Origin of the sequence: Devosia psychrophila, from assembly GCF_000971275.1 — a bacterium.
In the GTDB taxonomy this organism is placed as follows: domain Bacteria; phylum Pseudomonadota; class Alphaproteobacteria; order Rhizobiales; family Devosiaceae; genus Devosia; species Devosia psychrophila.
Genome location: NZ_LAPV01000128.1, coordinates 19,918 through 36,143, shown reverse-complemented (window position 1 = coordinate 36,143; position 16,226 = coordinate 19,918). Strand labels below are relative to the sequence as shown.

Below are 16,226 nucleotides of genomic sequence, written 5' to 3'. Positions count from 1 at the left end.
GGAATGCTCGCTGTCGGTGGTGCGCTTGAAGCGGCGCTTCTGGCGCGCCACCAAGCCATTCTCGTGCATCAGTCTGGCGGTGCGGCGACGCCCGACGGCATGCCCCTCATCCTGCAACTCCCGCGTCATGCGCGGGCTCCCATAAGTGCCATTCGAGAGTTTGAACGCCGATCGAACATGGGCGAGTAGAACCATGTCCTGACGCTGCCTGGAACAGGCCGGTCGATCCTTCCAGGCATGGAACCCGCTCGGGCTGACGCCAAGCACTTTGCACATGCGGTTGATGGGGAACTCTGCCTTCTTCGCATCGATGAACGAGAACTTCATCGACTTCCCTCCTTGGCGAAAAAAGCGGCGGCGCGCTTGAGAATCTCGCGTTCTTGCCGAAGAATTTCGTTCTCCCGGCGAAGCCGTTTCAGCGCGGCCAACACATCTTCCGAGCCGGGCTTGGCAGGCTCGTCGATCAAACGGTCCCGACTGCGACCAACCCAGCGCACAAGCGTCGAAAGCCCGATCCCCAAATCGTCGGCAACCTCGCGCTGCGTGCGCCCACTGGCCTGCACCAGACGAACAGCTTCGGCTTCAAACTCTTTCGTAAATCGTCTCTTTTGCATCGGGAAGTTCCTCGTCCTTCATTGGGAACTCTCCACTTTTCCAAAGCAAGTCCAAATGGCGCCATCTCTGTATTGAAGGTCACCCCGATGACCGAGGTGCTGGGGGATGCAAGAACGGTTACATCGCCGCCGGTGGCGAATTGCCCGGCTTCCTGGCCCTGTATCGACATGAAGATACCGAGCTGGCCGTTCTGCAGATAGTTCCAGGTTGCACCCTGGTCGGGAATGACGAAGGCCTTGATGCCGTCGAGATAACATGGAACAGCACATTGGTGGGAAGGCTAAAGGTGTATGTCGTGCCGTCCTCTGACAACTCCCAGCTGGTCGCAAGATCGCCGATAACCGTGTTGGGGTCCATGGAATCAAACCGCACCAAGCTGTTGTAGCAGGGGGAGATGATGCCAAGCGTGGTCGAGGACCCGTTGGACATGGGATCAAAGTTCGATGGGCTTGCGGTCAGATTGAAGGCGAGGACGCCGCCTGCCTGGGGAACTTCTTCCCGGGCGAAAACGCCGGTCAGCCCCAGGCCGCTCAGCGGCAGCCCCATGCCGAGTGCCGCGATGCCCCGCAAAAATTCCTTACGCGTCATGCCCGCGATCGGGCCGTCTTCAGTCTCGAGAACTGGCGTGTTCATGTGGGCTCCTCCCCATTGTGCGGTCTGGCAATCCGGCGGTGCATTGCGCACTCGTTCGCGGACGGTCAGCAGCCCAATTTATTGGACAAGCCGATAGCGGAAAAATGCAATATTAATTCCCGCCCACCCATCGCTATTGGCGTTGCATCCAAATTTGCAACAATCTTACCGCTAAACCTTGCCATAGACCGCCCCAGCGTGAAAGTTTGGCCCTGCGCCCTAATCGCGCCTTGGTATTTCGAGGTACCCGTGACTGGCATCCAGATCAACATTGCGACGATCGCAGCAGCCAAGGCGCGGGCGGTACCGGGTGCTAAACAGTACGACGTGCTGGACAGCCGGGTCGAAGGCTTGCGGCTGCGTGTCGGTGCCCGGGGCGTGCGTTGGCAGTTGCGGTTCCGTTTTCAGGGTGCATCACCTCGGCTCGACCTTGGCGACGTAGACGAATGGAAGGTCAAAGAGGTCCTCGACATCGCTACGGACGCCAAGCGCCTGGTAAGAAGCGGGACGCTGCCGGATGACGCTTGGATGCACAGCGCGTCGCGTACGGAAAGCGGGAGGCACCCCCTGCCCCGATCATCAAAGGTCTGTGGGACTGGCAGGAAGCGAAGGCCGCCTTTATCGTAGAGGTGCGGCGGACAAAGCGAGAAGCCACCTATGTCGACTATCGCAATATGCTCGGCACCGCCGAGCTGACCCGGTTCGACGGCCGCGAAGTGGGCAAGATCACGCTGCAAGACATGGCGATAGCCGTCCAGGCAGTCCATCGACGCGGCGTTTAAAGGCACGCTGAGCACTTGGCTTCGGTCGTACGGCCGATGTGGACATTCCTGGGCTCGCCGACGAAACGACAGCTTTGCGGTGTCCGACCTGGCGCGATGAAGGAATTGTCGGCACCGGAACGCTCCACCCGTCCGGATGGGTCTGCCAAACGCAAACCGAAGTATGTGCCGTCGATGATGGAGGTCGGCCGGATCGTCGCCATCTGCCGGTCGGGTGCCGTGCACCCCGTCATCGCCGCCTCTATTGAACTGACGGTATTCGTAGCCCTGCGGGTGACGCCCGCGGCCGCCGCCCTGCGGGATGGCTTCAACGAATTCGAAGGCTACGATTGAGTCTGGTCGATTCAAGCCCCCCATCGAAAGACAGCCCAGCGACGCGGTGACGATAGCGATCACGTCATCCCGCTGCCGCCTGCCGCCTTCGACGCTGCCATGCGATCTGTGAAGTGGTGTTCTGTCAGCGATGATCAGCGGCTTCGGCAATCAATCCGGGTCTTCCCGCAACTGCGTGCTGGCAAAGCCGACAAGCCGCCGACGATTCAGTCACATATCTCCCAGAGCACAATCGGGCACACGATGAATTACATGCCCGGCGTAACGGCGACGCCGCACGAACTGCGCCGCGCGCTGGCTACCCACGGTCAAGTCGACTTAGGGTTCGATGATATTCAAACCAAACTGATCCTGGATCACCTTTTGAAGGCGGCAGAAGCGGCGACGACGTGACGTCGACGTCCTACGCCTTGCACCACCGGCTCGATAGGAAGTAGGCCTTAATGGAGCCATGGGCGGCGCACATCGAAGCGCACGTCATCAAAGCTATTGAGGCTGATCCCCGCCTGTCCGACGTCGCGAGGATTTCCCGGCAAATGCAGATCGCTCAGGACATCGCAAAAAATATGAAGCGCAGACACCCCAGCCTGCGCGGATTGGTGGCGGCGATCGGCGGCACCAATCCGCAGAATGATCACGGGTAAAACCCGAAGGCCTGCCGCAGTACCTTTTTGATCGGCTGCGGGAGATCGCAGACCGATATCCTGACGCCAGAATTAGGACTACGTCGACGTAAACGGTTAGCTCGCCTGCGTCGGCTCCTTACTTTATCTTGACGACTTCCACGGGGTGGTTTGCCGACTGTCCGCTTGTGGCCAAGGAGGCTGAGAAGCAGACGTCTAGGGGTGGCGGACAAAGCCGGTCACCCAATGTGTTCTAGATCCAGTTCGGAATCATGTCGCCGGCGTAGCGGGCGCCAAAGGCACCATCCGGTAGGATGTCCCGAATTCGGGCAAGTTCCTCGGTCGATAACGCAATATCTAACGCGGCAACGTTTTCCTCGACGCGCTCGATGCGGCGGGTACCGGGAATTGGCACGATGGCCTCGCCCTGGGCGAGTAGCCAGGCAAGAGCCAGTTGCGACACCTTTATGCCCCTTGATTGCGCGAGCGCGCCGAGTTCGCGCAATCGAGATTCTTTTCGAAATTGCCGGGCTGCCAGCGTGGATCGACACGGCGCATGTCGGTGTCTTCGTATTCTGCAGCCGGCTTGACGGCGCCGGTCACAAAACCGCGGCCGAGCGGGGAATACTGAGTGTGAGAACAATGAAGGGCCGGTGCTCGCGGCGGCGCGACGGGGAGTGCAACTCGAAAGAGACAACGCCGGTGCTCAAGCCGTGCTGGGCTATGTCCTGGCGTTTGGGGGACACACGGCCTTGCGGTTCTTGAGTTTGAACTGGCCCGCGTTTCAACCCCAATCACCGATGTGTTGGCCCTTATCGAGAAGGAATGCCTTCATGTCGGGCAAGCGCCGCGTGCGGCGGCCTGCCGCCCAGTCGGCAAGTTTCAACCAGACGCGCTGCACCTGTAGACCGTGGTGTTATACGGCTACCATGAGCGCAGTTCACGCAGCATCGCGGTCTTCTTGTGGAGGTGGCCGTCCATGCGGGCGAGCAGCCTGTCGAGCAATTCGACCGCGGTGCCAATGGCTGGCCCCTTGTTGAGCATGACGCATTCGGCGCGAGCTGCCATCGCCGCGTCGGTCATTTCTCCGCGGGAGGGCACGCCCGTGCTGACAAGGTTCTCCAGCACCTGGGTCGCCCAGATCGCTGGTGTGCTTGCTGCCTCGCAGATCCACAGGATTTCTTCCTGCATTTCGGCCAGCCGCTCAAAGCCGATCTCGGCTGCCAGGTCGCCGCGGGCGATCATGACGCCGAATGCTCTACGACCGCTGGCTCGGGCAATCAGGGCGGGCAAATTCTTGACCGCTTCGGGCGTTTCGATCTTGGCAATCAACCCAAGCCGGCGCCCCGTCGCCTCGTGCCGCGAAAGCGCCTCTTCAAGGATGTCGAGATCCTGCGGCCGGCTGACGAAAGAATAGCCGATGATGTCGGCACAGGAGATTACAGTCGTCAGATCGCGCTCGTCCTTTGCCGTCAAGGGTGACAGCCCAAGCGCAGTATCGGGCAGGTTGATGCCCTTTTCGGGCTTGAGGTTAGCGCCATTCGCCTTCGCCTTGGTGACGCGAACGATTGCCTCTCCTGCGACGGTGCTTTCGACGACGCCCTCAAGCTTGCCGTCGTCATATAGAACGCGATCGCCAACCGACAGGCGGTTGACCATTTCAGGCAGGCTTACCGCGGCGCAGAATTTCACTGAGTGATCGGTATGCGGTTCTCCTTCAGCCACCAGGCGAAAGGCATCGCCGGTGTGCAGCTTGCCCTTCTTTTCGGCCAGCCGGACGGCCCCGGTACGTATCTTGGGACCGGCTATGTCCATCAGCACCGCCAGCCTGCGGCCCAGAATAGCGCCGGCCGCCCGAACATTGTCAGCCATGGCACGCCAGGCTTGGCTGTCGTCATGCGCACAGTTGATCCTCGCGATATCCATGCCGCGTTGTGCCAGGTCGAGCACGAAGCCTGGCTCCGTCGCGGCTTCGCTGGGGAGCGTCACCATGATCCGGCCACGGCGATGCGCCGGCGGCGGGCCGAACAGCGCATCGGTAGCGGCCGAGAGCATGGCCTCGCCCGCAAAGAACTCGGCCTCGGATGGTGCCGGATAGGGACAATCGGTGGCTTGTATGGCGGCCACCGCGTTTAATACGGCATTCAGCGTGGGTAGCACTCTGCCCTCAAGTCGACCGAGAGACGACAATCCCCGCCACATCATCGCCCGTTGCAAACCGCGTAGGTCATACCTGCGAAGTGCCAAATAGTGGGCAAGGTTGGTGAGTTCCGGCTTGACGCCAGCCGCTACACCGAAACCGTCCAGCGTTTCGAGCTCGGCGGCGACGATCTTGTGGCGCAGGTCCATGAGCTGATCGTACAAAGCCCGGATATTCGCCGATGGCTGCGGCTCGATCACGTCATTCATTGGCCTGCTCTTTCTTGGTTTGGTATCCGCCAACCCTGCTTGAGGCATTTAGCAGACGCTCCCGTTGGCGGGTGTGACAGCGAGATTTGCATCCCGATTAGCAACCGGCGATCCAGATGCGCGGCACACGTTGCCGCATCGCAAGTCGAGCAACTGGAACGTCTGAAAGGCAGCATCGGAATATACTCATGCAACCGGCTCAGGCGCAGGCGCAGGCGCACCTCTAACCAGCCACGATTTCGGCCCTGAGTAGATGCCGTCCCTGCCGATTGGCATCACCTGGCGTTAGGTTGGAACCGATTGACGCCTCGAGTGGAAGCTTCAGGGCCCCTTGATGCCGCCTGACCGACATTTTTACGCCCGCCCCAGGAGCCAGTTGCATGACAGTCGACCTGCTCGAACGCTCCATCAGTCTGGGCGAGTATCCCAGCCACGACAACGTCCACAAAGCCAAACTGTGCATCGAGAATGTCAGTTTCTGGTATGGCAAAAAGCAGGTCCTGAAGGACGTTTCAATCGACATATTCGACAAGGAAGTGACGGCGTTTCTCGGCCCGTCCGGATGCGGCAAGATGACCTTGCTGCAGGCTATCAACCGAACCAACGAACTGGTCGACGGGGCCCGAATGACCGGTCGCGTACTGCTGGACGACAGTGATGTCTACGCTGCCGACATCGATCCGCCCATCATGCGCCGTCGCTTCGGCTGGATCGCCCAAAGGCCGAACCTCTTTCCACGCTCGATCCGAAGCAATCTGCTCTATGGCCCACAGATTCATGGCCTGTCGCTAGGTGCCAGCCAGAACAAGCGGGTGGAGCAGGTCTTGCAGCAGGTTGGGCTTTGGGATGAGGTCAAGGACGGATTGGACGGTTTTGCTCCGGATCTATCGATCGGGCAACAGCAGCGGCTCTGCATTGCCCGGGCCCTGGCCCACGAGCCCGATGTCATCCTGATGGATGAGCCATGCTCGGCGCTCGATCCGCTTGCTACGGCGGTCATCGAACACCTTATCGACGAGCTGCGGCGGACTCATGCCGTAATTGTCATCACCCACAATCTGCAGCAGGCCGCCCGTATTGCACAGCGCGTGGCATTCTTCCACCTGGGAGAAGTGCTGGAGCAAGGCGACGCGCGGCAGATTTTCCTTGATCCAAAGACCGATCGTTGCAGGAACTTCGTGATGGGTCGGTACGGCTGAAGTCGCAGCCACGCAGCCGCTAGGGTGCTGACCCTGCTGCACACTGGTCTGTCTACGGCTGCGCCATGTTCGCCGACAAGGCAATGGCGGCCCCGCGCAGGGCTACATCAGCGCCCAGTTTGATGACCATGACCGGCAGGCTCGACAGATAGGGCTGCAGACTACCCTTTTCACGAAAGGCCTTTTCAAACCGCGGCGTGGCCAGGACCGGAACAAGGCTGGCGCACAGCCCTCCCGCAAGATAGACGCCGCCACGCGCGTCGAACAACGCAGCCAGGTCGCTCACTGCTCGGGCGAGCCAGGTAGCGATCAATTCAACGGCCTCCATGGCGACTTCGCTCTCACCCAAAAAGGCACGTTCGGTGATCTGGCTAGCTCGCAACCTCTCATCCTGTTCCCCGCGCGCGGCAGTCATGCCGCGGTAGAGCGCCTCGAGCCCCGAACCGGAAAAAACCGCATCAAGGCTGATGTGGGGCTGTCCAGCAAACGCCTGTTCAATGTTGAACTCATCGCCTGATCGCGCCTGAAAAGCCAAACCCCCGGCAAGGCTGGTGGTCGTCACCCACCTGCCGTGCGAATGAACGAGGCTCGCAGTGCTGAAGCCCGTACCAGCAACGACCAAGAGCTTTGGCGCAACAGGATCGATCTCGTTGGCGTCGAGGGCCACGACGTCATCGTCTGAAAGCGTCGGCAGCATACGGGCCATCGCCTCAATCTCTTGGACGAAGCAGACGGTGCTGGCCCCGGTGGCGGCCTTGATGTCCTCGCTGGTAATCGACCATGCGGGTCGCGACATGCGCGCGACGTCACGTTCAACAACGCCATCGACAGCGAGGCCAACTAAATCCGGCCGCGACGGCGTCGACGCCAGATAGCGTGCTATCGCGTCAATCGGATTGGTGAAGTCGTCTGTGTCAAGCAGCGCGAAGTTTTCGATCGTCAAGGCATCGATGTCTGCAATGGCCAAGCTGATATGGCTGTGCCCGATCGAGCCCACCAATGCCTGCCGCGAGTACTGGTTCATTCGGGTCTCCGGGTGCTAGCCCCACTATGAGTCGGGCTGTGGTGCAAGCGAGAAAATGCCACCTGCCGGTGCCCCGCGGGAGGGTCGGAATGTACCTAAGCGGTGGTTGGCGGAGACGTCCGCCAGGTGTTGACCAGTCCGACGGGGACGCTCGCCCAATCGCTTCTGCCAAGGTGCCCTGGTGGCGTGTTTCGACCCATCGTGGGTCATTTCCGACGCTATGGGTCGCTACACGCTCGGCGTAGTAGAGAGCCATTTTTGGAAAGGATGAACTCTCCGGGACCGCCCCCCAGTGACGCCACTAGGAAGCAGAATTGGCGGCGATGACGAGGCGAGCCAATGCTGGCAACGACTTCGTTCCGGTGCGCTGCATGATGGCTGCCCGGTGATTTTCCACCGTACGCTGGCTGAGTTTGAGATCGGCCGCGATATTCTTGCTGGGGTGCCCGGCCAGTACCAGATCCATGATCTGGCGCTGCCGCTTGGTGAGACCTGCAAGGTGGCCGACGGCTTCATGGTGCCAGTCTGCGGCACGGCGGGCATCGCGGGAAGTATCAAGGCCGCGTCGAACGGCCCGCAGCACATCGTCGCCGCCGACGGGCTTTTCGATGAAGTCCATAGCGCCGGCCTTCATCACGTCGACAGCCATGGCGACGTCGCTGCTGCCTGTGATCATGATCGTTGGCAGCCCATGCCCAAGGTCTCGAAGCTTCCGTATCAGCTCGATACCGCTCAGTCCGGGTAAAGAGGCGTCGACGAGCAAGCATTCTTCGCCAGCGGGCGCGTAAGCAAGAAGGAAGGTCTCGGCAGTGGCGAAGTCGAGAACCGACAGCCCGACAGACTCAAGTGTCTCGCGCAGTGCGGAGCGAATGGCGAGTTCGTCGTCCACAACATAGACGATTGCGGTCCCTGATGATTTTTTTGCATTGGCAGGCGCGGAAGGCGCAGCGACCCTATCTTCTGCCACCAGCAGGCGCTCGATCGCACCGAGCAACTCGATGGCCTTTATCGGTTTGCTGAAATGTATGCAGTCCTGCATCCCGATGCTCTGAAAGGCGTCAGTAGAAATATCGCCGGTGAGTATGATCGCTGGCACCTTGGTGCGCAGTTTTCCACGAAGATCGGCAATGACTTCGATGCCGTCCATTCCATTGGGCAGGTTGAAATCCACCATGATCAGATCGGGACGAAGCCCACGTTCGGCAACGATATCGAGGGCGAGGGGACCATCAACCGCAGTGGTGACGTCGTGCCCCTCCTGTTCCAGCATAAGCTGCATCAGGTCGCGAATCTCGGGGTCGTCCTCGACGACAAGAATCTTGGCTACGCGCCGTCTCACAGTTGCCTGCGGGGTTATCGGAGAACCAGCGACCGTGGCCAATCTCACGATCGGCACTGCGATCGAGAAAGAAGACCCACGGTTCGGCGTCGATTTGACCCCGATAGCATGACCGAGCAGATCGCCCAAACGCTTGACGATCGACAGACCCAGTCCGAGCCCCTGGCTGCGCTCGCGCGCTTCGTTGTGGAGCTGATGGTATTCATCGAAGATCGCGGCAAGCTCGCGCCTCGGAATACCAATACCGCTATCGATGATCTCGATCGTGGCATTGTCGCCGCGGCGCCGGCATCCCACAACCACTTTTCCGGTCCTGGTGTATTTCAGCGCATTGGACAGGAGGTTGCGCATCATCTGTTCGAGCAGCTGGGGGTCGCTGAGGACGACCATCGTTGAAGGAACCACGCGCAGCTCGAGGCCCTGTGCCTGCGCGACATAGCTGAACTCGCCCCTGAGGCGGCGCAGGATATCGTCGACGGGGAAGCCGATCTTGTGTGCCTGAACGGTTCCCGCCTCGATCTGGTTGATGTCGAGCAAGGTATTGAGCATTCCGGACATGGCGCCCACCGTATCGTCCAGACGAGCAAGCAGCTTCTTTGCCTGCTCGTCATGCATCGACTTGGCCAGCATGCCCTGGACAAGTTTCAGCGACTGCAAGGGTTGTCGTAGATCGTGGCTGGCGGCCGCTAGGAAACGGGTTTTCGCGATGTTGGCGGAGCGCGCGGTGCGCTCGGCGGTCTCAAGGGCTTCGGCTGCATGCCGTCGCTCGGTGATGTCGGCAAAGGTGATCACCACGCCTTCGATATCGCCGTTCTCGGCGCGATAGGGCAAGACGCGGCGGATGAACCACTGGCCGTTTCGAGCCTCGATCTCTCGCTCGATCGGGACCTTGGACTTCAACACCACGGCGGCGTCTCCGAGCAGCACGGTGTCATTGGCCAAAGCGTTCAAATCAGCCAGCGGCCTGCCGATATCGCCGGGTATGACGCTGAAGAGGACTTTGGTCGCCGGTGTGAAGAACCGGATGTTGAGCCTGGTATCCAGGAAGATCGTCGCCACATCCGTGCTGTAGAGCACGTTCTGCAGGTCGTTGGCGGTCGTCCGTTGGCGTTCCAAGGTTTGCTGCAGCTGGCTGTTGAGCGCTGTCAGTTCCTCGTTGAGCGACTGAAGCTCTTTCTTGGACGTCAGCAATTCCTGGTTGGTCGATTGGTATTCCTCGTTGACCGACAGCGCCTCTTCATTGACCGCCTTGTGCTCCTGGCCCGTGCTTTCCAGATCACGCAGCGCATCCTGGAGATCGGCCTTGGTCGCTTCCAGCTCAAGTTCGAGGGCACTCAGTGCTTCGGTTCGTTCTCCCGCGACTTTGACCGCACTGTCCTGCGCATAATTGTCGATGAAGCAGACCAGGCAATAGTCCACCCCGTCATGGGCGACAGGCTGGATGTCGATCCTGAATGGGGTGCCGTGATTGCGGCTCTTGCCACCATCCACGACTATGCGCCTGGTGTCCTTCCGTGCCTTCTGCAATGCTGTGCCCAACTTTATCTTTAGGCCGGGCGTCGCCATGGACAGCAGATCGTTCGTCGGATAGCCAGGTGCGATCCGCAGGTAGCGGTCGGTTGGGCCCATCGAGAAGACGCTGGCATTGTTGGTGTCGATCAGCACGGCCGCCGGCGCGTAGCTGTCCATAACCAGGCGCCGACAGAGTTTTGCCAGGGAAATCTGTTTGGCGAGCCCGATCGGCTTTACTGCCGTTCCTGGCGAGGGGGCCTTTGGAGCTTTCGTCATGCCGATGTCTCCCGACCGGTGGGGTCCAATTTGACGATAGAGTTTTTCGGGCTTGGATATGAGGTCAAACTGGCCATCGCGAGTATCCGTGGTCTCGGCAGAGCCGAGCAGCAGCACGCCTCCAGCGCGTAGAGCGAAATGAAAGACTGAAATAACCTTCGCCTGAGCCTTGGGGCTCAGATAGATCAGCAGGTTCCGACAGGAAATAAGATCCAGCTTGGAAAACGGCGGATCGTGCAGCACGTTTTGGACCGAAAAGGCCACGGTCGAACGAAGTTTGGGGAGCACCCTGTAGCCGTTGCCTTCCCTGACGAAAAACCGCTTCAATCGCTGCGAGGAAACGGATTGCTCGATGGTGTGGGGATAGATCCCCAGACGCGCCGCGGCGACAGCGTATCCGTCCGCATCGGACGCAAAGATCTGCAGGGCAATGTCCTTCCCGGACGCCTCCATCGCCTCACTGAGCAACATGCCTAGCGAGTAGCTTTCCTCCCCAGTGCTGCATCCTGCCGTCCATACACGGAGCTTCTGTCCTTCCGGGTGTTCGGCAATCAGCGCGGGCAAGACCTTTTCCGCCAGATGATCGAAGACCTTCGGGTCTCGGAAAAAGCTGGTAACATTTATCAGCAGGTCGCTGGTCAGCAGCTCTGGTTCCGCCGGGTCGGAGCGCAGCAGCTTGAGATAATCGTCCATCGATCCAGGCAGGACACCAGCCAAGACCATGCGTCGTTCGACACGCCGCACTATTGTACCTGGCTTGTAGGCGGCAAAGTCGTGCCCGTTAAATTCCTTGAGGGTTTCAAGCACCTCTGCCAGCCTATCGCCGTGGGACGCTGCCAATGGCATCGATTGGGGTCCGGGTATTCTGTTCGCGCGGAGCTGAGCCAGCGCGATTGCCGGGACTCCGGCGGCCGGCGCCATATTGTCGATAGCGCCGCTCGCGACGGCATTCGCCGGCATGGCGCCAACCGGCCTCGCGCAGGCACCGACCCCGCCGGCGGAGGCACCGATGGCTACAAAACTGAGCGCAGGCTTGCTTGTTGTGCCGGATAGTTTGCGGACTGGAAGAGTTGCATCGGCCAAATCATGGCCTCTCTAAGGTTTGTCGGACCACGCGAACCTTGTCTGCTTTCGTACACTAGGCCCATCATCTCAACGCGCGAAGGGCGTTCAGGATGACGGCTACGTCGATAATTTCTTGAAGCAGTGCTCCTTGCACTGGTGGCAGCAAGCCAAACGCTGCTGCGATCATAGCAGTTATCGATAGGCCGAGTCCGACAAAGATGCTTTGCAAGGCAATTGAGCGTGTGCGCTTGGCAATAACAATGGCTTTGGCCAAAGGCGCCAGAGCATCAACCAGTAGCACCACACCGGACGCTTCTGACGAAGCGGCTGCGCCCCTCGCGCCCATGGCCACGCCGACGTCAGCAGCAGCAAGGGCGGGCGCATCGTTTACCCCGTCGCCGACCATCATCACCGGACCATTGGCTGCTTCACGTCGAACGACGACGACCTTGTCGGCTGGTGTCAGTTGCCCCAGCGCCAGATCGACACCCAGCGATGTCCCGATCGTCGATGCGATGTCGCTGCGGTCGCCCGATGCGAGAACGATGCGTTCAATCCCGGCGGCGCGAAATGCATTAATCGACTGCCGTGCATCGGCACGAACTCGATCCTCCAGTACAATCAGCCCGGCCGCTACTCCGTCGATCGCGACGGCTACCGTCATTGCGCCGGGCGGCGCCGCGCTCGACAGGACCGCGAAGCCGCCTTGCGCCAGCGCTTTGCTTGCATACTCGACCCCACCCAAGGCAACGGTGCTTCCATCCACTATTCCGGTGATGCCCTCGCCGGGCGTCTCAAGGGCATTGGTGGGTGGTGACAGCGCTAGCTTCCGATCTCGCGCTGCCAGCAGCAGCGCTTCAGCCACGACATGGTTGGAGGCCTGATCCACACTGGCGGCAAGACGCAGGATGTCGAGTTCGGCGAAACCTGCTGCGACATGGATCGCCGCTACAGCCGCATGTCCGCCGGTCAGGGTGCCGGTCTTGTCAAAGACCGCCGTCTTGATGCGCGCGAGCGCTTCGAGCATGCCGCCGTTCTTGACCAGAACGCCGATTCGCGCCGTGCGCGACATGCCCGAGATGATCGCGACCGGCACCGCGAGGATCAAAGGGCAGGGCGTGGCGACGACCAGCACCGCCAGCGCCCGCAGCGGATCCATGGTCAACGCCCAGGCAGTACCTGCAAGCGACACGGTCAGCACCAGAAACGCTACCGCATAGCGGTCTGCCAACCGGGCCATCGGCGCTTTGCTGTTCTGCGCAGCCTCGACGAGGCGGACGATGCCGGCATAGGTGCTCTCGGCAGCAGGGCGGGTGGCTATCAGCTCGAAAGGTGCGCCTATGAGCGTCGAGCCGCTGAGCGCTTCATCACCGGCGGCGACTTCGGTGGGGAGCGACTCGCCGGTGAGGGCCGACATGTCGAGTTTGGCCCTTCCCGAAGCGACACGCCCATCTACCGGCAGGACCTCGCCTTGCCGAATAAGCAGGCGATCACCAGGAACCAGTTCTGCAATGGCGACTTCGCTGAGCGTTGTCCCGGCGTAGCGCATGGCTGTCCGCGCGACCTTGCCGAGCAGCGCCGTCATTTCTTGGCGGGCGCGGCCTGCGGCAAAGGTCTCGAGCAGTTGCCCGCCGGCATACATCAGTGCCACGACATTGCCCGCCAATGGTTCACCGAATGCAAGTGCAGCGGACATCGACAAGGCAGCGACGATGTCCAGCCCGACATCGCCATGGCGGAGCGAGCGGGCAATCTGGACGAGCAAGCCGATGAGGACAGGCACTGTGCCCGCTGACCAGGCAAGGCTCGCAGCGGGTGCACCTGCAAAGTACAACGCTGTGCCAACAGCCAGTCCTAATAGGGCGATGCAGAGAAGGATGGCGTCGTAGTGAGATTTTGCGAAGGTCGCGGCACGCCACATTTGATCAGATCTTTCGTATTGGTGCTGAGCGCCGGCGTGGCTTAGGCGCGCATTACTCTTAGGGGGCCTCAAACCGCCTACATGTTGCCGGCGATGGCGGGGCGGGTGAGCCACGCGAGGGGTTGTTCTTCATAAGAATGGTCGTCGTCCGGCTGCTAGGAATGCGATTCAGCGGTAAGCCTTCGGTACTTGCCGTGCCTGAGCTCGACATCTCGGCCCAGGCGCAGGGGAAATGCGGCGCTTTGGCGCTCCCATATAGTCCCGATGCCTCGCGCGAGGAAGCATCGGAAAACACCCAGGTCAGTCCTGGAGCAGGAGGGTGCAGATCGCCTCTTGGCACGATGTTGAGTAGTTTCCGCCCCTACACAGGAAGCATCGCTCAAGCATAACATCGGGCACTCAACGAGGTCAGCGTCCGTCCGATGCCGAAGTTTCGGGCTCGGTCACCGCCTGCCTCTTCATGCCCGAGGCTCTCCATGCCCACTCCTGTCAGTCTGTTCAACAGCATCAGCGCTCGGTCCGCCCAATTGCTCGAGGGGCCCGTCGCTGCTGTGAATGAGTTGCATGGTCGGCAAAACCGGGGCGGCGCGGGCCGTCCGACGCCACTATGAGGGCTCTGCGGGTGCTGGTGGTCGAGGACGAGGGCATGATCGCTCTGGCGATCGAGGACATCCTTACCCAGATGGGGCATCGGGTATGCGGAACCGCGGGCACCGAAAGCGATGCCGTAGCCGCCTCGCACCGCTTGAACCCCGATTTGATCATCATCGACGGCCGGCTGCGGATCGGCAGCGGCATCCTGGCGATGCAAAAAATCCTGTCCCACGGCTTTGTGCCGCACATCTACATCAGCGGCGACAGCCTCGTGGGGGTAACGCTCGATAAAGGCGCCGTTGCCTTGCAGAAGCCCTTTAGCGAACTCCAGCTGGACGACGCAATTGGCCGCGCGCTGGCCGCCCGCACTCTTCCCTCCACCTCAGGTGGCGACCCCAAAAGCGGCGAGAAAAATGGCAACTCCTGACACCACCCTGCCTTCGACAGCTTCAGCCGCAATCAATGAAGGCCAGCTAGACCGGAGCAAAGGCACCCTTGGTCTTGGGGCGTTGGTGGCCGTGGTCATCGGCTCGATGATCGGCTCCGGCGTCTTCAACCTGCCCCAGAACATGGCGTCCGGAGCTGGCCCGCTGGCCATCCTCATCGGCTGGACCATAAGTGGCATCGGCATATTGGCGCTGGCCTTCGTCTACCAGGGCTTGTCCACCCGTCAGCCGGCACTCAACTCGGGGCCCTATGCCTATGCCAAGGCCGGGTTCGGGCCCTTCATTGGCTTCAACAGTGCCTGGGGCTACTGGATATCGGCTTGGATGGGCAACGTCTCCTACGCGGTGGTGATGTTCAGTGCGCTGTCCTACTTCTTTCCTGTGTTCGGCGAAGGCAACACCTGGCAGGCCATTGCAGGCGCATCCGTTGTTCTATGGGCCATTCATGCCCTCGTGCTTTCCGGCGTCAAGCAAGCCGCGTTCGTCAATACCGTCACCACCATTGCAAAGGTCGCGCCCATCCTGCTGTTCATCGGCGTCGTGGTCGTCGCTTTCAGGCTAGACGTCTTTACGTTGGACTTTTCCGGATTGGCCACGCCCGAGCTTGGCTCGGTCCTCGATCAGGTGCGCAGCACTATGCTGGTGACACTTTGGGTATTCATCGGAATCGAGGGCGCCAGCATCGTGTCGGGCCGGGCCTTGCGGCGCAAGGATATTGGACGAGCCACATTGGGTGGCTTCGTCACCACGCTGTCCATCTATGCGCTGGTGTCGCTGCTCTCGCTCGGCATCATGAGCCGGCCAGAACTGGCTGGCCTGAAAAATCCCTCCATGGCGGGTGTGCTCGAAGCAGTCGTCGGGCCCTGGGGCGCAATCCTTATCAATGTCGCGTTGGTCGTCTCCGTGCTGGGCGCGTTCCTCGCCTGGACGGTGCTGGCCGCCGAAGTGCCTTACATGGCGTCGCGCGACGGAACGATGCCCAAAATATTCGGCCGCGAGAACCAGAATGGTGCTCCCGCGGTATCGCTCTGGGTCACCAATGGCCTGGTGCAGGCCTTCCTTTTCGTAACGCTTTTGGCCAATAGCACCTATCTGGCCCTGCTCTACATCGCCGCGACCGCGATCCTGGTGCCCTACATCTTTTCGGGCGCCTATGCCGTCAAGCTGGCCATCACCGGCGAGGGCTATGCACTGGGAGAAAACCGCAGGCGCGATCTGCTGATCGGTGCCGTGGCCACGCTCTACGGTGCCTGGCTCGTCTACGCTGCTGGGCCGACCTACCTGCTCATGGCGGCCATGCTCTATGCCCCCGGCATCCTCGTCTACGTCTGGGCCCGCCGCGAGCGGACGGAAAAAATCTTCACCCCCATCGAACTCATGCTGGCTGCGGCACTTGTCTGTACCGGCGTGCTGGCCGCCTGGCTCATCTGGAATGGCACCATCAGCCCGCTCTGA

General features: G+C 60.8%; 14 protein-coding genes and 1 pseudogene. 8 read left to right on the top strand and 7 right to left on the bottom strand.

Going from position 1 to position 16,226, the window contains the following annotated elements:
* Together WH91_RS24260 and WH91_RS12205 are read right to left on the bottom strand one after the other, a co-directional pair.
* A pseudogene (locus WH91_RS24260) lies at nt 1–614 on the bottom strand (IS3 family transposase); the annotation flags it as partial.
* Between the two features lie 118 nt (nt 615–732).
* Nucleotides 733–1,248: a hypothetical protein gene (locus WH91_RS12205; protein WP_046171285.1), complete on the bottom strand. Its 516-nt coding sequence runs from the start codon at nt 1,246–1,248 to the stop codon at nt 733–735.
* On the opposite strand from WH91_RS12205, the gene WH91_RS26120 reads away from it, so the two are divergent.
* The 5 genes from WH91_RS26120 (at nt 1,249) to WH91_RS12185 (ending at nt 3,007) form a co-directional block, all read left to right on the top strand.
* A complete protein-coding gene (locus tag WH91_RS26120) occupies nt 1,249–1,875 on the top strand; it encodes an Arm DNA-binding domain-containing protein (protein ID WP_046171284.1) in 627 nt (208 codons plus the stop codon).
* Complete coding sequence (locus tag WH91_RS24255; RefSeq protein WP_143078234.1) at nt 1,773–2,030, top strand: hypothetical protein; 258 nt, start codon at nt 1,773–1,775, stop codon at nt 2,028–2,030. Before WH91_RS26120 ends, WH91_RS24255 begins: the two co-directional genes overlap by 103 nt.
* A 96-nt stretch (nt 2,031–2,126) precedes the next feature.
* On the top strand, nt 2,127–2,363 hold the full coding sequence (locus tag WH91_RS12195; RefSeq protein ID WP_046171283.1) for a hypothetical protein: 237 nt from the start codon (nt 2,127–2,129) through the stop codon (nt 2,361–2,363).
* A 99-nt stretch (nt 2,364–2,462) separates the two neighbouring features.
* Complete coding sequence (locus tag WH91_RS12190) at nt 2,463–2,756, top strand: site-specific integrase (RefSeq protein ID WP_074797738.1); 294 nt, start codon at nt 2,463–2,465, stop codon at nt 2,754–2,756.
* Between the two features lie 50 nt (nt 2,757–2,806).
* Entirely contained in the window at nt 2,807–3,007 is a 201-nt protein-coding gene (locus tag WH91_RS12185) for a hypothetical protein (RefSeq protein ID WP_046171281.1), read from the top strand.
* A 232-nt stretch (nt 3,008–3,239) separates the two neighbouring features.
* Here WH91_RS12185 and WH91_RS25930 read toward each other — a convergent pair whose 3' ends face one another.
* Both WH91_RS25930 and WH91_RS12175 read right to left on the bottom strand, forming a co-directional pair.
* Nucleotides 3,240–3,629, bottom strand: a complete 390-nt coding sequence (locus WH91_RS25930; protein ID WP_345840344.1) for an aldo/keto reductase — start codon at nt 3,627–3,629, stop codon at nt 3,240–3,242.
* A gap of 281 nt (nt 3,630–3,910) precedes the next feature.
* On the bottom strand, nt 3,911–5,395 hold the full coding sequence (locus WH91_RS12175; protein WP_046171280.1) for a pyruvate kinase: 1,485 nt from the start codon (nt 5,393–5,395) through the stop codon (nt 3,911–3,913).
* A 380-nt stretch (nt 5,396–5,775) separates the two neighbouring features.
* Between WH91_RS12175 and WH91_RS12170 the strand changes: the two genes are divergently transcribed.
* Nucleotides 5,776–6,594 carry a phosphate ABC transporter ATP-binding protein gene (locus tag WH91_RS12170; protein ID WP_046171279.1) on the top strand — a complete coding sequence of 273 codons (819 nt, stop codon included), beginning with the start codon at nt 5,776–5,778 and terminating at the stop codon, nt 6,592–6,594.
* A 52-nt stretch (nt 6,595–6,646) separates the two neighbouring features.
* Here the strand turns inward: WH91_RS12170 and WH91_RS12165 are convergent, their stop codons facing one another.
* The 3 genes from WH91_RS12165 to WH91_RS12155 form a co-directional block, all read right to left on the bottom strand.
* Nucleotides 6,647–7,618 carry a glucokinase gene (locus tag WH91_RS12165; RefSeq protein WP_046171278.1) on the bottom strand — a complete coding sequence of 324 codons (972 nt, stop codon included), beginning with the start codon at nt 7,616–7,618 and terminating at the stop codon, nt 6,647–6,649.
* Between the two features lie 301 nt (nt 7,619–7,919).
* A complete protein-coding gene (locus tag WH91_RS12160) occupies nt 7,920–11,591 on the bottom strand; it encodes a CheR family methyltransferase (RefSeq protein WP_158409558.1) in 3,672 nt (1,223 codons plus the stop codon).
* Nucleotides 11,592–11,892: 301 nt separating this feature from the next.
* Nucleotides 11,893–13,731: a heavy metal translocating P-type ATPase gene (locus tag WH91_RS12155; RefSeq protein ID WP_046171277.1), complete on the bottom strand. Its 1,839-nt coding sequence runs from the start codon at nt 13,729–13,731 to the stop codon at nt 11,893–11,895.
* A gap of 607 nt (nt 13,732–14,338) precedes the next feature.
* On the opposite strand from WH91_RS12155, the gene WH91_RS12150 reads away from it, so the two are divergent.
* Nucleotides 14,339–14,752, top strand: coding sequence for a response regulator (locus tag WH91_RS12150; protein WP_046171276.1), 414 nt, complete (start codon nt 14,339–14,341; stop codon nt 14,750–14,752).
* Nucleotides 14,739–16,226 carry an arginine-ornithine antiporter gene (gene arcD / locus WH91_RS12145; RefSeq protein ID WP_074797742.1) on the top strand — a complete coding sequence of 496 codons (1,488 nt, stop codon included), beginning with the start codon at nt 14,739–14,741 and terminating at the stop codon, nt 16,224–16,226. The genes WH91_RS12150 and arcD overlap by 14 nt, the downstream gene beginning before the upstream one ends.